The sequence below is a fragment of the Clostridium algifaecis genome (assembly GCF_017874415.1).
GTDB lineage: Bacteria > Bacillota > Clostridia > Clostridiales > Clostridiaceae > Clostridium_B > Clostridium_B algifaecis.
Map to the genome: position 1 here is coordinate 1 of NZ_JAGGLM010000030.1, position 19,861 is coordinate 19,861.

General features: G+C 29.5%; 19 protein-coding genes, 3 tRNA genes, 1 other RNA gene and 1 other annotated feature. Of the genes, 3 read left to right on the top strand and 20 right to left on the bottom strand.

Annotated features, from left to right (window positions below; genetic code table 11):
- Nucleotides 1-304: 304 nt before the first annotated feature.
- The 19 genes from J2Z42_RS13470 to J2Z42_RS13560 form a co-directional block, all read right to left on the bottom strand.
- Entirely contained in the window at nt 305-1,249 is a 945-nt protein-coding gene (locus J2Z42_RS13470) for a GNAT family N-acetyltransferase (protein ID WP_209703292.1), read from the bottom strand.
- Between the two features lie 167 nt (nt 1,250-1,416).
- A complete protein-coding gene (locus J2Z42_RS13475; protein WP_209703293.1) occupies nt 1,417-2,664 on the bottom strand; it encodes a DUF1015 domain-containing protein in 1,248 nt (415 codons plus the stop codon).
- Nucleotides 2,665-2,707: 43 nt separating this feature from the next.
- The gene (locus J2Z42_RS13480; RefSeq protein ID WP_209703294.1) at nt 2,708-3,643 is read right to left on the bottom strand and encodes a D-2-hydroxyacid dehydrogenase; all 936 of its coding nucleotides are present in this window, start codon (nt 3,641-3,643) and stop codon (nt 2,708-2,710) included.
- Between the two features lie 43 nt (nt 3,644-3,686).
- Nucleotides 3,687-4,757: a pyridoxal-phosphate-dependent aminotransferase family protein gene (locus J2Z42_RS13485; RefSeq protein ID WP_209703295.1), complete on the bottom strand. Its 1,071-nt coding sequence runs from the start codon at nt 4,755-4,757 to the stop codon at nt 3,687-3,689.
- A gap of 156 nt (nt 4,758-4,913) precedes the next feature.
- Nucleotides 4,914-5,121, bottom strand: a binding site (T-box leader).
- A 208-nt stretch (nt 5,122-5,329) separates the two neighbouring features.
- Nucleotides 5,330-6,121, bottom strand: a complete 792-nt coding sequence (locus J2Z42_RS13490) for an EFR1 family ferrodoxin (protein WP_209703296.1) — start codon at nt 6,119-6,121, stop codon at nt 5,330-5,332.
- A gap of 17 nt (nt 6,122-6,138) precedes the next feature.
- Entirely contained in the window at nt 6,139-6,840 is a 702-nt protein-coding gene (locus J2Z42_RS13495) for a beta/alpha barrel domain-containing protein (protein ID WP_209703297.1), read from the bottom strand.
- A gap of 18 nt (nt 6,841-6,858) precedes the next feature.
- Nucleotides 6,859-7,365 carry an NAD(+) diphosphatase gene (locus J2Z42_RS13500; RefSeq protein ID WP_209703315.1) on the bottom strand — a complete coding sequence of 169 codons (507 nt, stop codon included), beginning with the start codon at nt 7,363-7,365 and terminating at the stop codon, nt 6,859-6,861.
- Between the two features lie 232 nt (nt 7,366-7,597).
- The gene (locus J2Z42_RS13505) at nt 7,598-7,855 is read right to left on the bottom strand and encodes a pro-sigmaK processing inhibitor BofA family protein (protein ID WP_209703298.1); all 258 of its coding nucleotides are present in this window, start codon (nt 7,853-7,855) and stop codon (nt 7,598-7,600) included.
- A gap of 118 nt (nt 7,856-7,973) precedes the next feature.
- Complete coding sequence (locus tag J2Z42_RS13510) at nt 7,974-8,261, bottom strand: DUF2508 family protein (RefSeq protein WP_209703299.1); 288 nt, start codon at nt 8,259-8,261, stop codon at nt 7,974-7,976.
- A 69-nt stretch (nt 8,262-8,330) separates the two neighbouring features.
- Nucleotides 8,331-8,927, bottom strand: a complete 597-nt coding sequence (recR, locus tag J2Z42_RS13515; protein WP_209703300.1) for a recombination mediator RecR — start codon at nt 8,925-8,927, stop codon at nt 8,331-8,333.
- Between the two features lie 47 nt (nt 8,928-8,974).
- Nucleotides 8,975-9,319 carry a YbaB/EbfC family nucleoid-associated protein gene (locus J2Z42_RS13520; protein ID WP_209703301.1) on the bottom strand — a complete coding sequence of 115 codons (345 nt, stop codon included), beginning with the start codon at nt 9,317-9,319 and terminating at the stop codon, nt 8,975-8,977.
- Between the two features lie 67 nt (nt 9,320-9,386).
- Complete coding sequence (gene dnaX, locus J2Z42_RS13525; RefSeq protein ID WP_209703302.1) at nt 9,387-11,027, bottom strand: DNA polymerase III subunit gamma/tau; 1,641 nt, start codon at nt 11,025-11,027, stop codon at nt 9,387-9,389.
- A 116-nt stretch (nt 11,028-11,143) separates the two neighbouring features.
- An RNA gene (gene ffs, locus J2Z42_RS13530) (signal recognition particle sRNA large type) lies at nt 11,144-11,408 on the bottom strand.
- A gap of 11 nt (nt 11,409-11,419) precedes the next feature.
- A tRNA-Ser gene (locus J2Z42_RS13535) sits at nt 11,420-11,509 on the bottom strand.
- Between the two features lie 222 nt (nt 11,510-11,731).
- A complete protein-coding gene (locus J2Z42_RS13540) occupies nt 11,732-12,931 on the bottom strand; it encodes an FprA family A-type flavoprotein (protein ID WP_209703303.1) in 1,200 nt (399 codons plus the stop codon).
- Between the two features lie 54 nt (nt 12,932-12,985).
- Entirely contained in the window at nt 12,986-14,911 is a 1,926-nt protein-coding gene (locus J2Z42_RS13545; protein WP_209703304.1) for an acyl-CoA dehydrogenase family protein, read from the bottom strand.
- Nucleotides 14,912-15,174: 263 nt separating this feature from the next.
- Nucleotides 15,175-15,265 (bottom strand) — tRNA-Ser (locus J2Z42_RS13550).
- A 58-nt stretch (nt 15,266-15,323) separates the two neighbouring features.
- Nucleotides 15,324-15,758, bottom strand: a complete 435-nt coding sequence (locus tag J2Z42_RS13555) for a nucleoside deaminase (RefSeq protein ID WP_209703305.1) — start codon at nt 15,756-15,758, stop codon at nt 15,324-15,326.
- Between the two features lie 151 nt (nt 15,759-15,909).
- Nucleotides 15,910-15,986: transfer RNA gene (locus tag J2Z42_RS13560), tRNA-Arg, on the bottom strand.
- Between the two features lie 166 nt (nt 15,987-16,152).
- On the opposite strand from J2Z42_RS13560, the gene J2Z42_RS13565 reads away from it, so the two are divergent.
- A complete protein-coding gene (locus J2Z42_RS13565; RefSeq protein WP_209703306.1) occupies nt 16,153-16,452 on the top strand; it encodes a phasin family protein in 300 nt (99 codons plus the stop codon).
- A gap of 31 nt (nt 16,453-16,483) precedes the next feature.
- The gene (locus J2Z42_RS13570) at nt 16,484-18,085 is read left to right on the top strand and encodes an ABC1 kinase family protein (protein WP_209703307.1); all 1,602 of its coding nucleotides are present in this window, start codon (nt 16,484-16,486) and stop codon (nt 18,083-18,085) included.
- A gap of 25 nt (nt 18,086-18,110) precedes the next feature.
- Here J2Z42_RS13570 and J2Z42_RS13575 read toward each other — a convergent pair whose 3' ends face one another.
- The gene (locus J2Z42_RS13575) at nt 18,111-18,707 is read right to left on the bottom strand and encodes a TetR/AcrR family transcriptional regulator (protein ID WP_209703308.1); all 597 of its coding nucleotides are present in this window, start codon (nt 18,705-18,707) and stop codon (nt 18,111-18,113) included.
- A 237-nt stretch (nt 18,708-18,944) separates the two neighbouring features.
- Between J2Z42_RS13575 and J2Z42_RS13580 the strand changes: the two genes are divergently transcribed.
- Entirely contained in the window at nt 18,945-19,844 is a 900-nt protein-coding gene (locus J2Z42_RS13580; protein ID WP_209703309.1) for a phosphatidylserine decarboxylase, read from the top strand.
- Nucleotides 19,845-19,861 lie beyond the last annotated feature (17 nt).

Here is a 19,861-nt window from a genome sequence, read left to right on the forward strand (position 1 = left end):
TAATTTTCAAGGATCATTCTCGCTGTCTCCTCAGACAGCTTTTACAGTATATCACCTGTATTTTTGTTTGTCAACACTTTTTTACAAAATATTTTTAAAAGCTTTCATCTTTTAAACTTTTGCTGTTTGGCTCATTTGGCCGCCCCGTTTGACACAACGAAAATTATTATAGCACAGCATTCACCTAATTCAATAAGCTCATTTTCCCATTTTCATAATTTAATTTAAATTTTCTTTCTTATTCTCCTTATATCTATCTTTTTTGCATATAGATACACTTGGAAATGTTTATAGTTAATATTCTCTATTTATATGGATTAATTTTATAAAAAGTTAAATGATCTCTCCATTTTCCATCTATGAATAAGTACTCCTTATTCAATCCTAATTCTTTAAATCCTAAACTTTTAAGTACACCTTGAGACTTTACATTATCTACTAAAGTAGAAGCTTCTATTCTATGTAATTGTATTTCATTAAAAGCATATTGAAGAGTTAACTTTAATGCTTCTTTCATATAACCTTTTCCTTGTTCATCCTCATCAATTGAATATCCTACAATTGCACTTTTAAAAACACCTATAACTATATTTGATATTTGTATTTTACCTATAAATTTTGAATTTTTATATATTCCAAAATTCACACTTTTACCATTTAAAAACTCTGTATAACTTTCTATTAAGTTCCTTTTTTGAACATCTAAAGTATAAAATCTTTTCTCACGTGTTGGTTCAAACTTTTTGAGATATTCTTTATTTTTCATATAGTACTCAAGTACATCCTGTGCATCCTGTGGAGTTAATACTTTAATATCTATATTGTTTCCATTTATATGCAACATCCTATTTATGCTTATGCTTTTAAACTTGTCACAATTTAATCCAAACAATAATTCATCTTTATATGATGAATTAACTTTCACTGTATTTGATACTATTCCTTCAAGTTCAAAACCCAAATCAGTAAATGAACTTATATTTATATCTTCATTTACCAATATATTTATTTTGTTTAACTTCATATTTATAAAAAGTATTTTCATAAATATATTAAGTGAGCTCTTAAGTAAACTATAACTTGAATCCCTGGATTTATAAAATTTTATTCTAAGAATACAGTATTTATTTTCTTTAGAAAGTTCAATTATAAATGCCCATCCTATAGTTATACCTAAAGCATCTTTTATTATATACTCTCTATTATTACCACTTGCTAAGTTAATTGTCACACATTGTTCTTTTAGCATTTCTTCCTCTCCTAATTACAACACTTTAATAATGGTCAAGTTTACTTATTATTATATCATAAAAAATATTTGTAATTATGCCTATATTTTTACATACGAAATCTAATTTACTTTTAATTATGTATTAAAAAATGAGGAACTCTTTAGTTCCCCATCTCAATAAAAACTTATTTTAATTTGTGTATAAATAATCCACTTCTCAACTTAGGCTCAAACCATGTTGATTTCGGAGGCATAACTTTTCCACTATCTGCAATTTTCATTAATTCATCCAAAGTAACTGGATACATAGAAAATGCTAATCTATATTCCTTACTATCCACTTTTTGTTCAAGTTCATCAAGTCCCCTTATCCCTCCTACAAAATCAATTCTACTATCCTGTCTTGGATCTTTTATTCCAAGAATAGGAGATAATAAATTATCTTGAAGTATGGATACATCCAGACTCGATACTACATCATTTAAATCATAAGTTCCTTCCTTAGCAGTAAGTTTATACCACATACCATCCAAATACATACCATAAGTGTGCTTTTTACACGGCTTATATTGCTTTACCCCATTATAAACTTCTGCTTTAAATTTTCCACTTATTTTATCAATATACTCCTTTGGAGTAAGTCCATTTAAATCTTTTACTATCCTATTATAATCTATAATATTTAAATCCGAATCCGGGAAAACTACCGATAGAAAGAAATTAAATTCTTCATCTCCAGAATAATTACCAGCTTCTTTTCTTCTCTTAATACCTACCTTTACAGCTGATGCTGCCCTATGATGCCCATCCGCTATATAAAGACTATCTATTTCTTTAAATATATTGCATATTTTTAAAATAGTATCTTCATTATCTATAATCCAAACTTTGTGTAAAACCCCATCTTTAGCAGTAAAATCATAAACAGCTTCCTTTTTTGTCCACTCATTTACTATATTATTTATTTCATCATTATTTCTATAAGTCATAAAAATTGGTCCAGTATTTGCATTGCAATAATCTACATGATTAATTCTATCTATTTCTTTGTCATGTCTCGTATGTTCATGTTTTTTTATATTGTTGTTAATATAATCATCTATTGAAGTACAGCCTACTATACCCGTCTGGCTTTTTCCATTCATTGTAAGTCTATATATATATAAACAAGGTTTTTTATCTTCAATTAATATATCTTTTGAAATCATATTTTCTAAATTTTCTTTTGCCTTTTTATAAACTTTCTCATCATAAATACCTATATTTTTATCCAAATCTATTTCAGCCTTATCTATATGAAGAAAAGAATATTCGTTTCCCTTTGCTTCCTCCCTTGCCTCATCACTATTCATAACGTCATAAGGAAGAGCTGCTACCTTAAATGCCAGATCTTTTCTTGGCCTTATAGCTTTAAATGCTCTTATAACAGCCATTTCTACCTCCATTTAACTCATTATAAACTTATATATTGTTAACTTATTGATTTATAGCTTTCTTATCTGCACAATCGAAAAAATTTTCAACTATATCTACTATTTCCATACCAATTCTCTCCTGTGCTTCTTTTGTAGATCCAGCTATATGCGGTGTTACAGATACTCTATCATTATTTACAAGTTCTTCTTTTGGATTTGGTTCTCCACAAAATACATCAAGTGCAGCTCCAGCTACTTTCCCAGAATTAAGTGCTTTAACAAGTTCATCTTCATCTATAACTCCACCTCGTGCACAATTTATAAGATAAACTCCATCTTTCATTACATCAAACTGCTCCTTTCCAATTACAGGCTTATTATTTTTGCCAAATGGAATATGAACTGATATATAATCTGCTTTCTTCAATAAATCATTCAATTCATAGAATTTATAGTCATTATATCCTTTAGCTTTACCTAATTTATCATAATATACTACTTTCATTCCCATTGCCTGTGCTCTCTTTGCAACTTCTTTTGCTATCCTTCCAAATCCGATAAGTCCAAGAGTTTTTCCGAATAATTCAACACCTTTATACTTTTTCTTTTCCCATTTTCCCTGTCTCATAGTTATATTTGCATTGTTTATATATCTTGATATAGTAAGCATATGCGCCAAAGTCATTTCAGCTACAGATACAGTACTTGCATTTGGTGTATTGTTCACCTGTATGCCATTTTTTCTAGCATATTCCACATCTATATTATCTACTCCAACTCCCCCTCTTATAATTAACTTAAGCTCTCCATTTTTTGCAATATCTATAAGTGGTTTTCTTATTTTAGTAGCAGACCTAACTAATATAACATCAAAATTCTTTATCTGTTCTTTCAATTCTTCCTCTTCATAATGTTTATCTACAACTTCAAATCCATCCTGTATGAGTTTATCCATTGCCACTTTTTCCATGCCATCACTAACCAATATTCTTGTCAATTTAAAGACCTCCTTAATTTATAACTATTTGAAATATTCCGAATTATAACCTTAAAATATCGTTTATATTATTTAAAAGCTCCTTTATATCGTCTAACGTGAAATCAGCCATATGCGCTATTCTAAAAGCTTTGCCTTTTAATTTTCCATAACCATTTGATATTTGAAATCCTCTTTTTCCGAGTTCCTTATTTAATTCTCCAATATCAATATTTCTAGTATTTTTTAGGTTTGTTACAGTATTTGATAAATATCTTTCATCTGAATAAAGTGCAAAATATTTCTTTGCCCATTCTCTTACATACTGTGCCATATCAAGATGTCTTTTATATCTATTTTCAAGTCCTTCTTCAAGCATTCTATCCAATTGATAATCAAGTGCAAACATATGAGACAATGATGGTGTTGATGGATATTGATAGTCTTTTTTATGAATATAATTATAAAGTGTTAAAAGGTCCAAATAATATCCTCTGAATTTAACTTTTTTTGCCCTTTCCACTGCTTTTTCTGAGAAAGAACATATTGACATTCCTGGTGGAAGTCCTATAGCCTTTTGAGTAGAAGTAAGGCATATATCCATTCCAAGTTTATCGACTTCTATTTTAGTACCGCCCATAGAACTTACTGTATCAACACACCATACAACCTCTGGATATTTTTTTAATACTTCAGCTATCTCTTCAACCGGGTTCATAACTCCTGTAGAAGTTTCATTATGAGTTACACAAAGTACATCATATTTTCCTGTGGCAAGTGTTTTATCTATTTTATCAACATCTACACCCTTACCCCATTCCTCTTCAAACAAATCTGCCGGTACATTATTGGCTTCAGCAATTTGATGCCATCTATTTCCGAAAGCTCCAACTGAAAAAATAGCTGCTCTCTTTACCGTACTACATCTTATTGCTCCCTCTAAAAGTCCAGTTCCAGATGATGTGGAAAGTAAAATTTCTTCCTTTGTATGAAAGACCTTCCTAAGTTTATCACTTATACCTCTTTGAAGATTAGAAGCTTCTTTACTTCTATGTCCTATCATAGGTGTTGCCATTTTATCTAATACATCCTGTCTTACTTCTACAGGTCCTGGAATGAATAATTTTTTATGCATTTCTTTCTCCTCCAAATTTTAAATTTGTTAATGTACTGCGGTACATCATTAAAGTCATAGTATACACTGATTTCTCTTTTAAATTAAGTTGAGAGTTTAATCAATACTAATAGCATTAATTAAAAGTAAAAAAGCAACACAAATCAATTATCCCTGCAAAGGGACGATTCATTCGCGTTGCCACCCTAATTGATTGTATTAAAAGTTTTTAACACAATCCTCTCGTATAAATAACGGCTATTACCGTATTACTCATCGCAATAATCCTCTAAGATGGATTCACTTAAAGTATAAGTATCAACTCTCACCTGCCGTTGACTCTCTTCTTCTCAACTAAAGCTACTATTCTCTTCATAGGACAATATAATTTTTTAAATCAATTATTATTTACTAGATTGTAATCTATTATAGAATTTGAATTTCAATATGTCAATACCTATTTTGAAATTTTTTTATTTTTATTTTTACTTTACATTTATTATTTTCTATTAAGTAAATTTTAATTCAAAAACTTTCTTAATCTTAGTTTATAATATTAATTAAGAACATATAATGTGCTTAATTAACAAATTTTATTTTTTTAATTTCAAAGAATCTATAATATATTTTTGAGTTTGAATTATTTTTTCGTTCTTATATGTTATTGCATTTACAGGACAAATATGTATACAGCGCATACATAAAATACACTTGCTATGAAATACAGCATGTCCATTCTCAAACGTTATATTGTTCTGTGGACAATTTATAAGACACATTCCGCATTTGTTGCATTGTTCTGTAGATGAAATATTTTTAGATAATTTCGGCATTGATTTTTTAAAGATATTGAATAAAATCTTTCCAAATAAAACTTTCATTTCAGATTTTGATTCAATTATAACATTATTATTAATAAAATTTTCTACAATATATTTCGTTTTCTTTTCTGCACTTGCAAGCAATTTTTCAATACTATGTTTATCTGGCTTCCTCCCTATTGAAAAGTAATAATTATTAGGCATTTCTATACTTGATTGCGCCACAATCTTATACCCCTTTTTTTTAAGACATTTTCCCATAAAAAGTGGTATCGGGGAAGATTTACCTCCCTGAGTAGAATATACTATAGCTTTAGTATTTCTATTTTGGAATTTGACATCATCTAAAAAATTGCATACAATTTTAGGTAAAAAACCCGTATGTACAGGTGATCCAACAATTATAAAATCATTTTTTTTTAAACATTCACTTTTTACCTTTTCTTTATCTTCTACGTTTATCAGTTTTAAATCTATATTATGATCTTTAAAAATACTTTCAAATTTATCCGCTACCCATTTTGTATTTCCAGTACCACTAAAGTAATATAAAACACCTTTCATATTAACTCCCCTATATCTTAATTTTCAGATTTATCTTGTCTATGTCTATCTCTTTCATATTTTTCCCTGAACCGATCCATTATTTCACTTAAAATTTCGCTTGCTGTAGGTGGAGTAAACGTTATTGCATTAGCACCAGCTTTTATCGTTTCCCTTATACTTTCGTCTGTAATTCCACCTGTAGCTATTATTGGGAAAGTTGGATATTCACTTCTTATTTGTCTCACTATCTTATTTGTTTTATCTGCGCCAGATACATTTATTATAGTAGCACCAGATTCTATTCTCTCTTTTACATTTTCATATTCAGATATTATAGTAACTATTATCGGTATATCTATAGTATCTCTTATGTCTCTTATGACTTCATTTGTAGTATTACTGTTTACAACTACTCCCATAACACCTTTAAACTCTGCATCTAATGCTAAGTTGACAACCCTTTTCCCTGGTGCAATTCCACCTCCTACTCCACAAAATACCGGAATATCTGCAGATAAAATAATAGAATGCGTTATAATAGGCTGGGGTGTAAATGGATAGACAGCAATGACTGCATCCGCATTAGTATTTTTTATAACTGCTACATCTGTAGTAAATACAAAAGATTTCAGCCTTTTTCCAAATATCCTTATTCCACTTGCTTCTCTTATAACCTCCGGCAATTGAATGGTATGCCTCTTTAAAATTCCTTTTATTTCAGGTACATATTTAGCCATAAAATCCCCCCCTAACTTTTAATATACACTTCTATTATCAATTTCTTTTAAAACTTTTTTCACTATGTTTTTTCCTATTTCGTCTTCATCCATTTCATAAATAGCATTTTTAAGTTTTATCCATTCTATACCTTCTACCTCTGAGGATTTTTTTATTTCTCCGCCATTATATTTAGCCATAAATGTAAGCATAATTATTTCTTTATTTTTAACATATTCACTTCCAAGATACTTCAAATCTTTAATTTTGAGTCCGGATTCCTCCATAACTTCCCTATGAACAGTTTCTTCTACAGTCTCACCATTCGTAACATATCCCGAAAGCAGCACTTTAGAATTTTTATATATATAACTTTGTTTAAGCAATAATATTTTGTCTTTATTTATTATCGCAACTATAATGCATGGTTTAGGAGTATCAAAAAACAATATATCATCTTTAGAACAATACGGTACTCCACCTTCATCCCAACTATATTTTTCTTCTAGCTCTCTTCCACATATAGGACAATATTTAAATTTCATAATCATGCTACACCCCCTTGTACTAATGTGAACTATTCCTCAAGGTTATACTTAATAAAGCATAACTTATTATATTATAATATATATATGTAATATTTTTCAAATATAAAATTCTCTTCTACCTTATAATTATATATGCTCATTTTTTGTTTTGCCATTCTAAGTGTCTGTTCAAAATTCATATAACCTGTCCAAAGTTTATAAAAATAGATATGTTCATTCTAAAACATATCTACAAAAACAATTTAAATACTACTAAAAAAATTACTCCTGGTATTCCAAAAAATCCAGCAATAAGTGCTGTAATAGCATTTATTCCTATATAAAATCCTACATATTTGCCTATAAAATTTACAATTATCAGCAAAACAGCTCCTAGAATTGCATTTACAATCAGCTTAAATAATATTCTTATAGGCCATGAAAATACTTTTACCAGTATATACAATCCTAAAATAGCAATTAAAAAATATCCTATATATTCAAACATATGTTCATCTCCTCATGTATTAATAACTACAAAATATTTCTATAATATAGATTTCCTTTTATTAATTTATATTCTATCAATAAAAAAGTATTAATACAAAGTTGGATATGTTAATTTTTTAAGAAGATTTTTTAATTGACAATGTATTCTGAAGTATACTTTCGTTATTAATTTTAAGTCCATTTTTTCTAGCTTTATTCAATAAATACATATACTTGGCTTTTGCTGCCTCCTCCATATGTATTGCATAATCTACAAGGTTGCGGTCTTTTACAGTATCAAAATAAACACTGCATCTTTCTATTTCCAATCTAGCACTTTCTATATCTTTCAATAATTTTCTCTGGCTTTTTGTATATTTTGAATTTTTTTCAAGTAAATACTTTACTATATTCCTTCTGTTCATAAAATCCTCCTAATTTATAAATATATATATAAATCATTGACATAAATTAGGATTAATATACAATATAAATTATATTTCAGTTCTTCCCTCAAGTGCCTTCAATAGCGTAACTTCATCAGCATATTCCAAGTCTCCACCTACTGGAACTCCATGAGCTATTCTTGTCACCTTCACTCCAAGTGGCTTTAATATTTTTGATATATACATAGCCGTAGCTTCACCTTCTACATTAGGATTAGTTGCTACTATTACTTCTTTTACACTGCCATTTATTCTTCTTATAAGTTCTCTTAATTTTATATCCTCCGGTCCTCTTCCTGCCATTGGTGATATATTTCCATGAAGTACATGGTAAACTCCATTGTATTCTTTTATTCTTTCCATAGCCATTATATCCTTTGGCTGTTCTACTACACATATTGTGCCCTTATCTCTATTTGGATTTGAACATATAGCGCAAGGATCTGAATCCGTAAAATTTCCACAAACAGAACAGTATTTTATAGTTCCCCTTGCCTTTATTAAAGCCTCTGCAAATTCTCTTACTTCATCTCCTGGTAAATTCAATATATGAAGAGTGAGCCTTTGTGCTGTTTTATATCCTATACCAGGGAGCTTTGCAAATTCTTCTATTAATTTTTCTATAGCAACAGGATAAAAATCCATATCATCACCTCAATTTAAAACCCCATCTTTAAAGACGGGGTTTAATTCTAAAACATTCCTGGAATATTAAGTCCACCTGTTAATTTTTTCATTTCAGATGCAGTTTGCTCTTCTGCATTTTTTAATGCTTCATTGCAAGCTGTTAACACTAAATCCTCAAGCATTTCCACATCTTCTGGATCAACAACTTCAGGTTTTATTTTTATACTCTTTATTTCTCTTTTTCCACTTACTACTGCAGTTACTGCACCGCCGCCAACTACAGCTGAAAATTCTTTATTTTCAAGATTTTGTTGCATATCCTGCATTTGTTTCTGCATTTTTTGAGCTTGTTTCATCAAATTATTCATATTTCCCCCACCGCCAAAGTTAGGGAATCCGCCTCTTGACATACAATCTCCTCCTCAATTAACTAATAATATCAGCTTTAATTATATCATATTTTTATAAATAGATTTATCATTCATCCAGTATTTCTACCATATCTTCTCCAAAAGTATCTTTTAATATTTGCTCCCTTGATTCGGTTACTTTTTCAGTACCATCATCTATAATATATTTTACGTCAACATTCTCTTTTAGTACATCTGAAAACACCGCTTCAACTATTTTTTGATTTTCTACCTTTTCAAGTCTTTGTTTATGAAATGCATAATTTTTATTGTACTTTATAGTTATAATACCTTTTTCGCATTTCACTACTTCACCCGTGGTAAGTGCTGCAAAAAGTACCATTTGGTGTTTATTCTTAAATGATTCAAGTATATCCTTCCATCTTTTTTTAACTATATCCAAAGTTATATTGGAATTGATATTCTCTTTTAATTCCTGCTTTTTTAGTTTTGTTTCATTGTCTTTTATATCTCTCTTACTACTTTTAAGATTTTTATTATCTCGTATACTATTTTTGTTCTCAGCTGCATCATTTTCTTTCAAAATTTTAATTTTTCCGTGTTTTATTATTTCTTCCAGCTGATTTATCCTTGATAATATCACTTCTTTTGATGTATCATATTCTATTTTACACATCTTTACAACTGAAAGTTCAAGATAAATTCTACTTTGTTTTACCCATTTGGATTGTTCCTCTGCATCTTGAAGTATTCTTATATCCCTCATTATTTCTTCTATTCTTATATTCTGTGCCTGTTCTTTTATAAGTTCTACATTTTCTTCCGACATATCCATAATTTCTTCTGGATTTTTAGAAACCTTTGCCATCAATAAATTCCTTAAGTGAGTTATCATATCCCTTATAAAATTATATATATCTTTACCACTTAAAACTATATCATCAATTACTTTCATTGATTTTTCTACATTTTTATCTATTATAGCATCAGTAAGCTTAAATAAATTATCATTTGTAACTAATCCAAGCATATCAACTACACTTTCATATTCAATTTTTCCATCATCCATAGATATTGCCTGATCAAGTACACTCAGTGCATCTCTCATAGCTCCATCACATATTCTAGATATTAAATTCAAACTTTTATCATCTGCAGATATGTTCTGGCTATCTAAGATATACCTAAGTCTTTTAAATATATCCGTACTTTTTATTCTTCTAAAATCAAATTTTTGACACCTTGAAAGTATAGTTACCGGAAGTTTTTGTGGATCTGTAGTTGCCAGTATAAATATCACATTTTTAGGCGGTTCTTCTAAAGTTTTCAGAAATGCATTCACTGCTTCTTGAGTAAGCATATGGACCTCATCCATTATATAGACTTTGTATTTACCTTCCTGTGGTGGATATTTAACATTTTCTATTATATCTTTTATATCTTCCAGTCTTCTTTTAGATGCAGCATCCATCTCAATTACATCGATAGAAGTACCTGAATTTATTTTTTTACACATTTCACATTCATTGCATGGTTCACCATCTTTTAAATCGAGACAATTTACTGCCTTAGCTAAAATTTTTGCAGTAGAAGTCTTTCCTGTCCCTCTCGTACCTGAAAACAAATACGCATGTGCTATTCTATTATTTAATACCTGATTTTTTAAAGTTACAGTTATATGTTTTTGACCCACTACATCCTTAAATGTTCTGGGCCTCCACTTTCTATATAATGCAGTGTAAGCCATAAATATATCACCTTCTTGTATATATTATAGTTCATATATTATAAGATAATATACAAAATTTCTTAAAATAAAAAAGATACCTAATTAAGATATCTTTTAAAATCAAATTATTAAAGTCGTGCACCTTGCTTCGTCTAATAAACTATAAGCGTTACCCATATAGTTAACTCAAACTAGATTTTTCCACGGCACACGAAAATTATCACTTACCGCTGCTTCCTTCCGGACCTGACGGGGTTCATGAGTTTCCGTTGCGTGGGACCCAGTTCTCAACGCCACTTTTATGGGCCAGACCTCACAATTTATAGCCTAAGCAAGGAATTAAATCCTGCTATAGCGGATTGCAGGTACAGGGCACCGCTAACTCCCCATCTAGCACGACAAAGGTTTAATGGCGGAGAGAGGGGGATTCGAACCCCCGGTAGAGTTTCCCCTACACACGCTTTCCAGGCGTGCTCCTTCAACCACTCGGACATCTCTCCAAGGAATTTACTCATGAAAATACAATAATATTTAATTATTCTTTAAATCTCACAAGAACAGTCAATATTATACTATTAAAATAAAAATATTTCAATAGTATATTGAAATATTTTTTAATTTCAAGTGAAACTCTAAATATTAAATGTATAAAATCCAATTAACATAAAAAAAATCAGCTCACAGATTTTTTCCATGAACTGATTCTACATATTTTTTCAAGATTATTTCATCGATTTAATAATGCTGTCAGTAATAGAATCCATTGAACTTGCATTATCTTCTTTCATACTGGAAGTAACTGTCATATCACTATCTAAAATTGTCATTTCCTTCATCTCATTCAAAAGTTTGCGCATCAATTTACCGGATTGAGGAGCCCATGAACCATTTTCTATAAGAGCGAAAGTACGTTTTTGAAGATTTAATGCCTTCATATCCATTATGTAATTAAGCATTGGTGGATAAATCTTTAGATTATAGGTTACACAAGCAAGAACTACATGGCTATACTTAAATGTTTCAGAAATCAAATAGGAAACATGAGTTTTCGAAACATCATACATAACCACATTTGTCATTCCCTTTTCAACTAATCTCGTTGCCAAATCATTGGCAGCAGCCTCTGTGTCACCATACATCGTTCCATAAACAATCATTACACCCTTTTCTTCAGGTTCATAGCGGCTCCATTTATCATATTTATCTAAAAAATACTCAAAATTATTACGCCATACAGGTCCATGCAGAGGACATATAAACTTAATATCAAGATTGCTCGCTTTTTTCAAAAGACTTTGAACATGAGGACCATATTTTCCTACAATGTTTGTATAATATCTTCTTGCATCGTCAATCCAATCACGATCAAAGTTTACCTCATCATTAAACAATTTACCATCTAGGGCACCAAATGTTCCAAAAGCATCAGCTGAAAACAACACACCGTTAGTACTATCATATGTTACCATAGCTTCTGGCCAATGTACCATTGGAGCTAACACAAATGTAACTTTGTGCTCTCCAAATGACATAGTATCTCCTTCTTTTACTTCTATTACTTTACCATCTATATTGAAACCGAACTGATTCATAAACATTGAAGCTTTTTTTGTACATACAATCTTTACATCTGGATAGCGAAGAATAATCTCTTCAATACAAGCTGCATGATCTGGTTCCACATGGTTGATTACCATATAATCTAAAGGTCTGTCTCCTAAAATCGCTTTAACATTTTCAAGAAACTGACGGCAAATCGACCAGTCAACTGTATCAAAAAGAACTGTCTTTTTATCTAAAAGTAAATAAGAGTTATAAGAAACACCCCTTGGAATAGGATGAATATTTTCAAATAGAGCAAGACGGTGATCATTACCGCCAATCCAATAAAGATCATTAGTTATTTTTCTAACGCAATGCATATATTAATCCTCCCTTATGCTAAAAATGTATCATTATTTTACTTATTATAGAAATTAGACTTCTATAAACATATCTTTTCCTTCACCACAAGCAGGGCAAGTCCAATCTTTAGGTAGATTTTCAAAGAGTGTGCCTGGAATTATTTCACCTTCAGGATCACCAACGTTAGGATCATATTCATATCCGCATCCATTACATACATAATGTTTCAAGGTTGAAACATCCTTTTTGGGAACAGCTCTCTTCATTTTGTTCATTGGTGGAGCCTTCTTTTTTGGTTTTCCATTATCTAAAGCAGAAGTGAGTAGTGGTAAGATTTCATTTAAATCTCCAACTATACCATAATCTGCATTTTTAAAGATTTTAGCATTAGGATTGATGTTTATAGCAACAATCGTAGAAGCATCCTTTATACCCTTCAAATGCTGAATTGCACCTGAAATACCGCATGCAATATAGAGATTCCCATTAAATTTCTGACCAGACATACCTACATAACGATCAATTGGCACATATTTAAGAGTTTCGGCTACAGGACGTGAAGAACCTATAGCTGCACCAGCTTGAACTGCCAAATCTTCTATAAGTTTCATATTTTCTTTTTTCCCTATACCTAGACCTACACTTACTACTCTTTCAGCTTTACTAATAGGAGTATCAATAGGAATTCCAACTGTGAAATCATATCCATCTGCCTTAAGGGCTTTAACAAGAGCATCAACTCTTTCCTTAGAAGTTCCCTGTTTAAAAATCACTTCTTTGCGGTAACCTGTTGCTGATTCATTTTTAGGAAATTTATCTGTTTGAGAAACTTTATCTATACGTTTATTCTTAGGCGTATTACCTATTATATGAGCAGCGATAACAACACGTTGAATCTCATTAGTTCCTTCATATATTGTACAAATTTTAGCATCCCTATAAGCACGCTCAACTTCCATACCTTTAAGATAGCCGCTTCCACCAAATATCTGAAGAGCATCATTTACAATCTCAAGGCAAACATCAGAAGCATACTGTTTTGCCATAGCAGCTTCCATACTATAAGATTCATGATTTTCTTTTAATTCTGCTGCACTGTAAATAAGCAATCTAGCCGCTCTAAGTTTTGTTGCCATATCTGCCAGCTTAAAAGAAATGCTTTGCTGCCTGCAGATAGGTTTGCCAAATTGAATTCTTTCTTTTGAATACTCAAGTGCGTGCTCATAAGCACCTTGAGCAATACCAAGAGCCTGGGCTGCAATACCAATACGACCACCATCTAGAGTAGCCATAGCTATTTTGAAACCATCACCCTCGTTACCTAATAAATTTTCTTTAGGAACTTTCACATTATTGAAAATTAACTCTGAGGTAATAGAGGAACGAATTCCCATTTTATCGTAATGTTTACCAAAAGTAAAGCCTTCTGAACCTTTTTCAACAATAAAAGCACTGATGCCATGAGTACCAACATTTGGTGTAGTTACTGCAAAAATAACATAAGTGTCAGCTTCTCCGCCATTGGTAATGAAGATTTTTTCTCCATTTAAAATATAATGATCACCTTCCAAAACAGCAGTTGTCTCTGTACCACCTGCATCACTACCCGCATTTTCTTCAGTAAGACCGAATGCACCAAGTTTCTCTCCCTTTGCTAGTGGAACTAAGTATTTCTTTTTCTGTTTATCTGTACCATAAGCAGCAATTGGATATGTTCCTAAAGATGTATGAGCCGAAAGAATTACACCTGTACCACCATCTACTCTTGATAATTCCTCAACAGCAATTGCATAACTGATTACATCAAGTCCTGCTCCACCGTATTCTTTTGGATATGGAATTCCCATCATTCCCATACCCGCTAATTTATTAATTGCTTCCAAAGGAAATTTATTTTCCTGATCCAGCATAAATGCAATTGGTTTAACTTCTTCTTCAGCAAATTTTCTAATTTTTTTTCTCAAATTTTCATGTTGTTCCGTAGTCTTAAAAAACATAATTACACCTCCATTTAATTAATATTATTAATATCATTTCTTTAAAATTTATAAAGCTGCAACACATTTTTCTAATGTGTACCTAATTCGTATATATTTATTATATATCTTTTAAGCCTACATTTCAATCATAATTTTAACTTTTTTTAGTAATAACTGAAAAAACTTCTTAAAAAATAAAAGATGACGCATAAGCCATAAAGCTTAAACGCCATCTTTTATTCTTTACTAATTAATCATCACAAAAATTAATCATTCTCTATTGGCGGAGAAGGTGGGATTCGAACCCACGAGCCACTTTCGTGACTACCGCATTTCGAGTGCGGGCCGTTATAACCACTTCGATACTTCTCCATATTTAAAATTCGTACTAGTATATTATACAAAAGCACTATAAATAAATCAAATCAATTTATCTTTTCAACTTAAAAAAGTTTTCTATAATACTGCTGCATTTATCATTATAAAGCCATTTAACATTTACAAAATTATTAAGTCTTTCATTTTCAATAAGATTTATAATTGAACCACAAGCACCGCAAGAAGGATTAAAAGTTCCTATATAAAGTTTGCTTAGCCTTGATTGGACTATAGCCCCAGCACACATTGGACAGGGTTCTAAAGTAACATACATACTGCATCCTGTAAGTCTCCAATTATCTATTTTTTTACTTGCATACCTTATTGCAAGAATTTCAGCATGACAGGTTGCATCCTTATTATTTTCTTTTAAGTTGTGAGCTCTTGCTATTATTTCATTTCCCTTCACAATTACGCAGCCAACAGGCACCTCATTTAATTTTAATGAAAAGTTAGCCTCATTTATAGCTTCTTGCATAAAATTCATTTTATCACCTTATAGCATATATATCATATTATAATATAATGTAAACTTTCTACTAATCTATTGAAAATTGTATAATTTTCATTTAAACTTAAATTATAAGCTTAATATAATAAAAGTCCTGTAAGCTATTAAAGCTACAAGACTTGCGATTTGGTGCACCCGAGGGGATTCGAACCTCCGGCACGTGGTTTAGGAAACCACTGCTCTATCCTACTGAGCTACGAGTGCATGCTTAATACTACCTTACTATTCTATTATAGATTATCTTTATTGTCAATTTTTTTGTATATTAAATTTCAAACATAAATCTTTTATCTATACATAATAATAAATTAGATATTGTGAAAAGCTATATCTAACATGACATAATTAAAATAAAAGGGAGGTCTATTTTATGATTAATGAATTAAAAAATTTATTTTTGGCAGGTGTTGGTTCTGCAGCGTATACCTATGAAAAAGCAGCAAAACTAATTGAAGAAATGGTTGAAAAAGGTAAACTCACTGTAGATGAAGGTAAACAATTATCAGAAGAGCTAAAAAGAAATGTAACTGCAAAAAAAAACCAGTTAAAACCTTTAACTAAAGATGAACTTACTTCTATATTAAATGATTTAAATTTTGCTTCAAAAAATGACATATCATCTATAAACCAGAGATTAAATAAAATAGAGGAAACTCTTTCTAATAAATAAAGCCGTAATTTGGCTTTATTTATTATACAAAATGCAAAAAAAATCATCCAAAAGATTTAAAGAAATTGTGAAGGTTCTAGGTAAATATGGTTTTAAGTTCGTAATTAATACTAAAAATAACAGACTAAAAAAATCGCCTGAAAATTTAAGAAAAGCATTTGAAGAACTTGGTCCAACATTTATTAAAATAGGTCAAATTTTAAGTTCAAGACCTGATATACTACCTCCACAATTTATTAATGAACTATCAAAGCTTCAAGATGATGTGCCACCAGAAAAATATGAAGATATCAATAAAGTTTTTTTTAGGGATTTTAACAAAAATATAGATGAATGCTTTTCGAATTTTGAAAAGATACCATTTGCTTCTGCTTCAATAGCACAAGTCTACAATGCAATTTTAAAAGATGGAAGAGAAGTAATTGTAAAAATACAAAGGCCTAATATAAGAGAAAAGATGGAAACTGATATTTCCATCTTATATAAAATAATAAAATTTACTAAAAGAAAATTTGAAGATTCCATAATAGATCCTGAAGAAGCACTTGATGAGTTAAAATTTTCTACAAGTCAAGAATTTGATTTCAATCTAGAAGCGGAAAATATGATAAAATTTAAAAAGTTAAATAATAACGTAGCCTTCTGTCACGTTCCATATGTAATAAAAGAATTATCTAAAGATAAGGTACTAACAATGGAAAAAATTGATGGATTTAAGATAAACAACTTAGAAAAATTAAAAGAAGGTGGTTATGATTTAAATGATTTAGGCAAAAAATTAACTATTTCTTTTTTTAAACAAGTTTTCACTGATGGATTTTTTCACGCTGATCCTCATCCAGGAAATCTTCTTATACAGGAAAATAAAATCTGTTTTTTAGATTTTGGAATAATGGGAAACATATATCCTTCGTTAAAATTATCATTAAATGAAATAATAATATCCATTGTTTATAAAGATCTAGATAAACTCGTATCAGTGATTATATCTATAGGGATAAAAAGAGGTCTTGTAGATAGAAATAGATTATACGAAGATATAGATATTCTACTTTCCAACTATTTGTCTACATCTCTTCAAAATATAAAAATTTCTGTTTTAATTACAGAAATTTTTAAATGTGCTAAGAATAATAATATTAGATTGCCAAAGGATTTAATACTTTTAGTAAAAAGCCTAATTATAGTAGAAGGATTAGTGAGCGAAATATCTCCTGAAATTCAAATTTTAGATATTGCTGTACCTTTTGTTAAAAATAGTAGTAAATCATATTTTTTAAAAAGTTTAAATTTAGATGATATTTTAATAAGTTCTTATAATTTTACAAAAAATTCAGTAAAATTGCCTACAAAAATAGTAGAATTAATTGATGGAATACTTAGTGGAAGAGCTAAACTTCAACTTAAATTAAATAAAATTGATTCTTCTATAGAACAGTTGAACAAAATGACCAACAGGCTTTCTATATCACTTATATCATGCTCTATGCTCATAAGTTCTTCTTTGATATTAAATTTGAATATAGGACCAAGAATTTATAATATGTCTTTATTAGGACTTACAGGACTGATACTTTCTTTAATTATAGGTTTCATCCTTATAATATCTATAATTAAATCAAATAAATTATAAAAATTTAAAAATGCTGGTAACTATATTAGCATTTTTTAATTTTTATACCATTTAAAACATAGTCTATAGTATTACCAATCATATCTATATAATTCTTCTTGTCTGAATTTATATTTTCTTTATCACCATTCATAAGTTCATACACAGCCGCAGAACATATAGTTCCAAATAATGTATATGCCATAAAATATGTATTGCCTTCTTTTATAGTACCTTCTTTTATAGCATCCTCTAAATATTTTTGTATATATAAAATATATTTATCTACAGCTTCTCTAAGTTCAAGTTGTCTGCTATTTTTTCCCCAAAGTTGCCCCATTATAACTTTAAAAAAATCTTTTCTTTCATATACTAATCCTAGTTGAATTTTACACAGACTCTTAAGCTTGGATATTGCATCTTCTTTTTCATTTATTATATCTTCTATTTCTTCTTTTATGATTTGAAGACCTTTACTTATTATATATCTAAATATTTCTTGCTTACTTTTAAAATGATAATACAATGTACCTTTTGCTACACCTGCATCAGCAGCTATAGCATCCATAGTAGCTCCATCATATCCATTATTAGAAAAAATCTTTATAGCTGATTCAAAAATTGTAGTTTTAGTATTATTCATAGATACCACTCCAAATTTTTATTATATATTTATTGACTGGTCAGTATAATATATCTACTTACATTATACTTATGTTATAAAAATAACTCAACTAAATTTAAAGATTAAATTTTAGTGTACATAATAATAAAGCTTAATATATTAATTGACCATATTAAATGTGGCAATTATAATAAAGATACAATATATATTTATGCTTAGTAATATAAAAATTATATATAAATTGAGGATTTAAAAATGATTAAATATTACAATAGGAAATTAAAAAAATATGAAATAGAACATGTAGCTGGCGATATTTACTTAAATTGGATTTATTCTTCTCCTATAGGAATGAGATTTTTAGAAATTATATTTAAGAAAAAAATTTTTTCCAAATTATATGGATACTTTTGTGATGGCAAATTAAGCAGGAAAAAGATACCTAACTTTATTAATGATTTTAATATAAATATGAATGAATGTATTAAAAATGAAAATGATTTTAAAAGTTTTAATGATTTTTTCACAAGAAAATTAAAAAAAGATGCTAGACCTATTTGTGAAAATAGTGATTCATTAATCTCACCTGGTGATGGTAGAATTTTAGTTTACTCAAATATAAATTTAAACAAATTGATTCAGGTAAAAGGCCTTACATATAAGTTAATTGATTTAATTGGGAAAAATAAACTGGCCGAAAAATTCAAATACGGCAGTTTTATGGTGCTCAGGCTTGCCCCTACTGATTATCATAGGTTTCACTTTATAGACAATGGTATTTGTGATGTTTCTCAAAAAATTAAAGGAGATTATTATTCTGTAAATCCAGCAGCATTAAAAAAAATACCTGAGTTATTTTGTAAAAATAAAAGAGAGCTCAGCTTATTTCATTCACAAAATTTTGGAGATGTATTATACATAGAAGTAGGCGCTACATGTGTTGGTTCAATAATACAAACTTATTTCCCTAAAAAAAACATACTTAAGGGAAGTGAAAAAGGATATTTTAAATTTGGTGGTTCTACCATAATTTTATTCTTTGAAAAAGAAAAAGTTATATTTGACAGTGATCTAATTGAACAAACAGAAAAAGGTTACGAAACAAAAGTTATGCTAGGTGAAAAAATAGGAATTAAGGTTAAATCGAATTCTTAATAGTAGTTTGCCAGAGA

Excerpts from the sequence above, each read along its gene's own strand:
- J2Z42_RS13470 (WP_209703292.1), bottom strand. The coding sequence starts at position 1,249 with ATGCTAAAAGAACAATGTGTGACAATTAACTTAGCAAGTGGTAATAAT.
- J2Z42_RS13475 (WP_209703293.1), bottom strand. The coding sequence starts at position 2,664 with ATGGCTGTTATAAGAGCATTTAAAGCTATAAGGCCAAGAAAAGATCTG.
- J2Z42_RS13485 (WP_209703295.1), bottom strand. The coding sequence starts at position 4,757 with ATGCATAAAAAATTATTCATTCCAGGACCTGTAGAAGTAAGACAGGAT.
- J2Z42_RS13490 (WP_209703296.1), bottom strand. The coding sequence starts at position 6,121 with ATGAAAGGTGTTTTATATTACTTTAGTGGTACTGGAAATACAAAATGG.
- J2Z42_RS13495 (WP_209703297.1), bottom strand. The coding sequence starts at position 6,840 with ATGGCTAAATATGTACCTGAAATAAAAGGAATTTTAAAGAGGCATACC.
- J2Z42_RS13500 (WP_209703315.1), bottom strand. The coding sequence starts at position 7,365 with ATGAAATTTAAATATTGTCCTATATGTGGAAGAGAGCTAGAAGAAAAA.
- J2Z42_RS13505 (WP_209703298.1), bottom strand. The coding sequence starts at position 7,855 with ATGTTTGAATATATAGGATATTTTTTAATTGCTATTTTAGGATTGTAT.
- J2Z42_RS13510 (WP_209703299.1), bottom strand. The coding sequence starts at position 8,261 with ATGAACAGAAGGAATATAGTAAAGTATTTACTTGAAAAAAATTCAAAA.
- recR (WP_209703300.1), bottom strand. The coding sequence starts at position 8,927 with ATGGATTTTTATCCTGTTGCTATAGAAAAATTAATAGAAGAATTTGCA.
- J2Z42_RS13520 (WP_209703301.1), bottom strand. The coding sequence starts at position 9,319 with ATGTCAAGAGGCGGATTCCCTAACTTTGGCGGTGGGGGAAATATGAAT.
- dnaX (WP_209703302.1), bottom strand. The coding sequence starts at position 11,027 with ATGGCTTACACTGCATTATATAGAAAGTGGAGGCCCAGAACATTTAAG.
- J2Z42_RS13540 (WP_209703303.1), bottom strand. The coding sequence starts at position 12,931 with ATGCATTGCGTTAGAAAAATAACTAATGATCTTTATTGGATTGGCGGT.
- J2Z42_RS13545 (WP_209703304.1), bottom strand. The coding sequence starts at position 14,911 with ATGTTTTTTAAGACTACGGAACAACATGAAAATTTGAGAAAAAAAATT.
- J2Z42_RS13555 (WP_209703305.1), bottom strand. The coding sequence starts at position 15,758 with ATGAATTTTATGCAAGAAGCTATAAATGAGGCTAACTTTTCATTAAAA.
- J2Z42_RS13565 (WP_209703306.1), top strand. The coding sequence starts at position 16,153 with ATGATTAATGAATTAAAAAATTTATTTTTGGCAGGTGTTGGTTCTGCA.
- J2Z42_RS13570 (WP_209703307.1), top strand. The coding sequence starts at position 16,484 with ATGCAAAAAAAATCATCCAAAAGATTTAAAGAAATTGTGAAGGTTCTA.
- J2Z42_RS13575 (WP_209703308.1), bottom strand. The coding sequence starts at position 18,707 with ATGAATAATACTAAAACTACAATTTTTGAATCAGCTATAAAGATTTTT.
- J2Z42_RS13580 (WP_209703309.1), top strand. The coding sequence starts at position 18,945 with ATGATTAAATATTACAATAGGAAATTAAAAAAATATGAAATAGAACAT.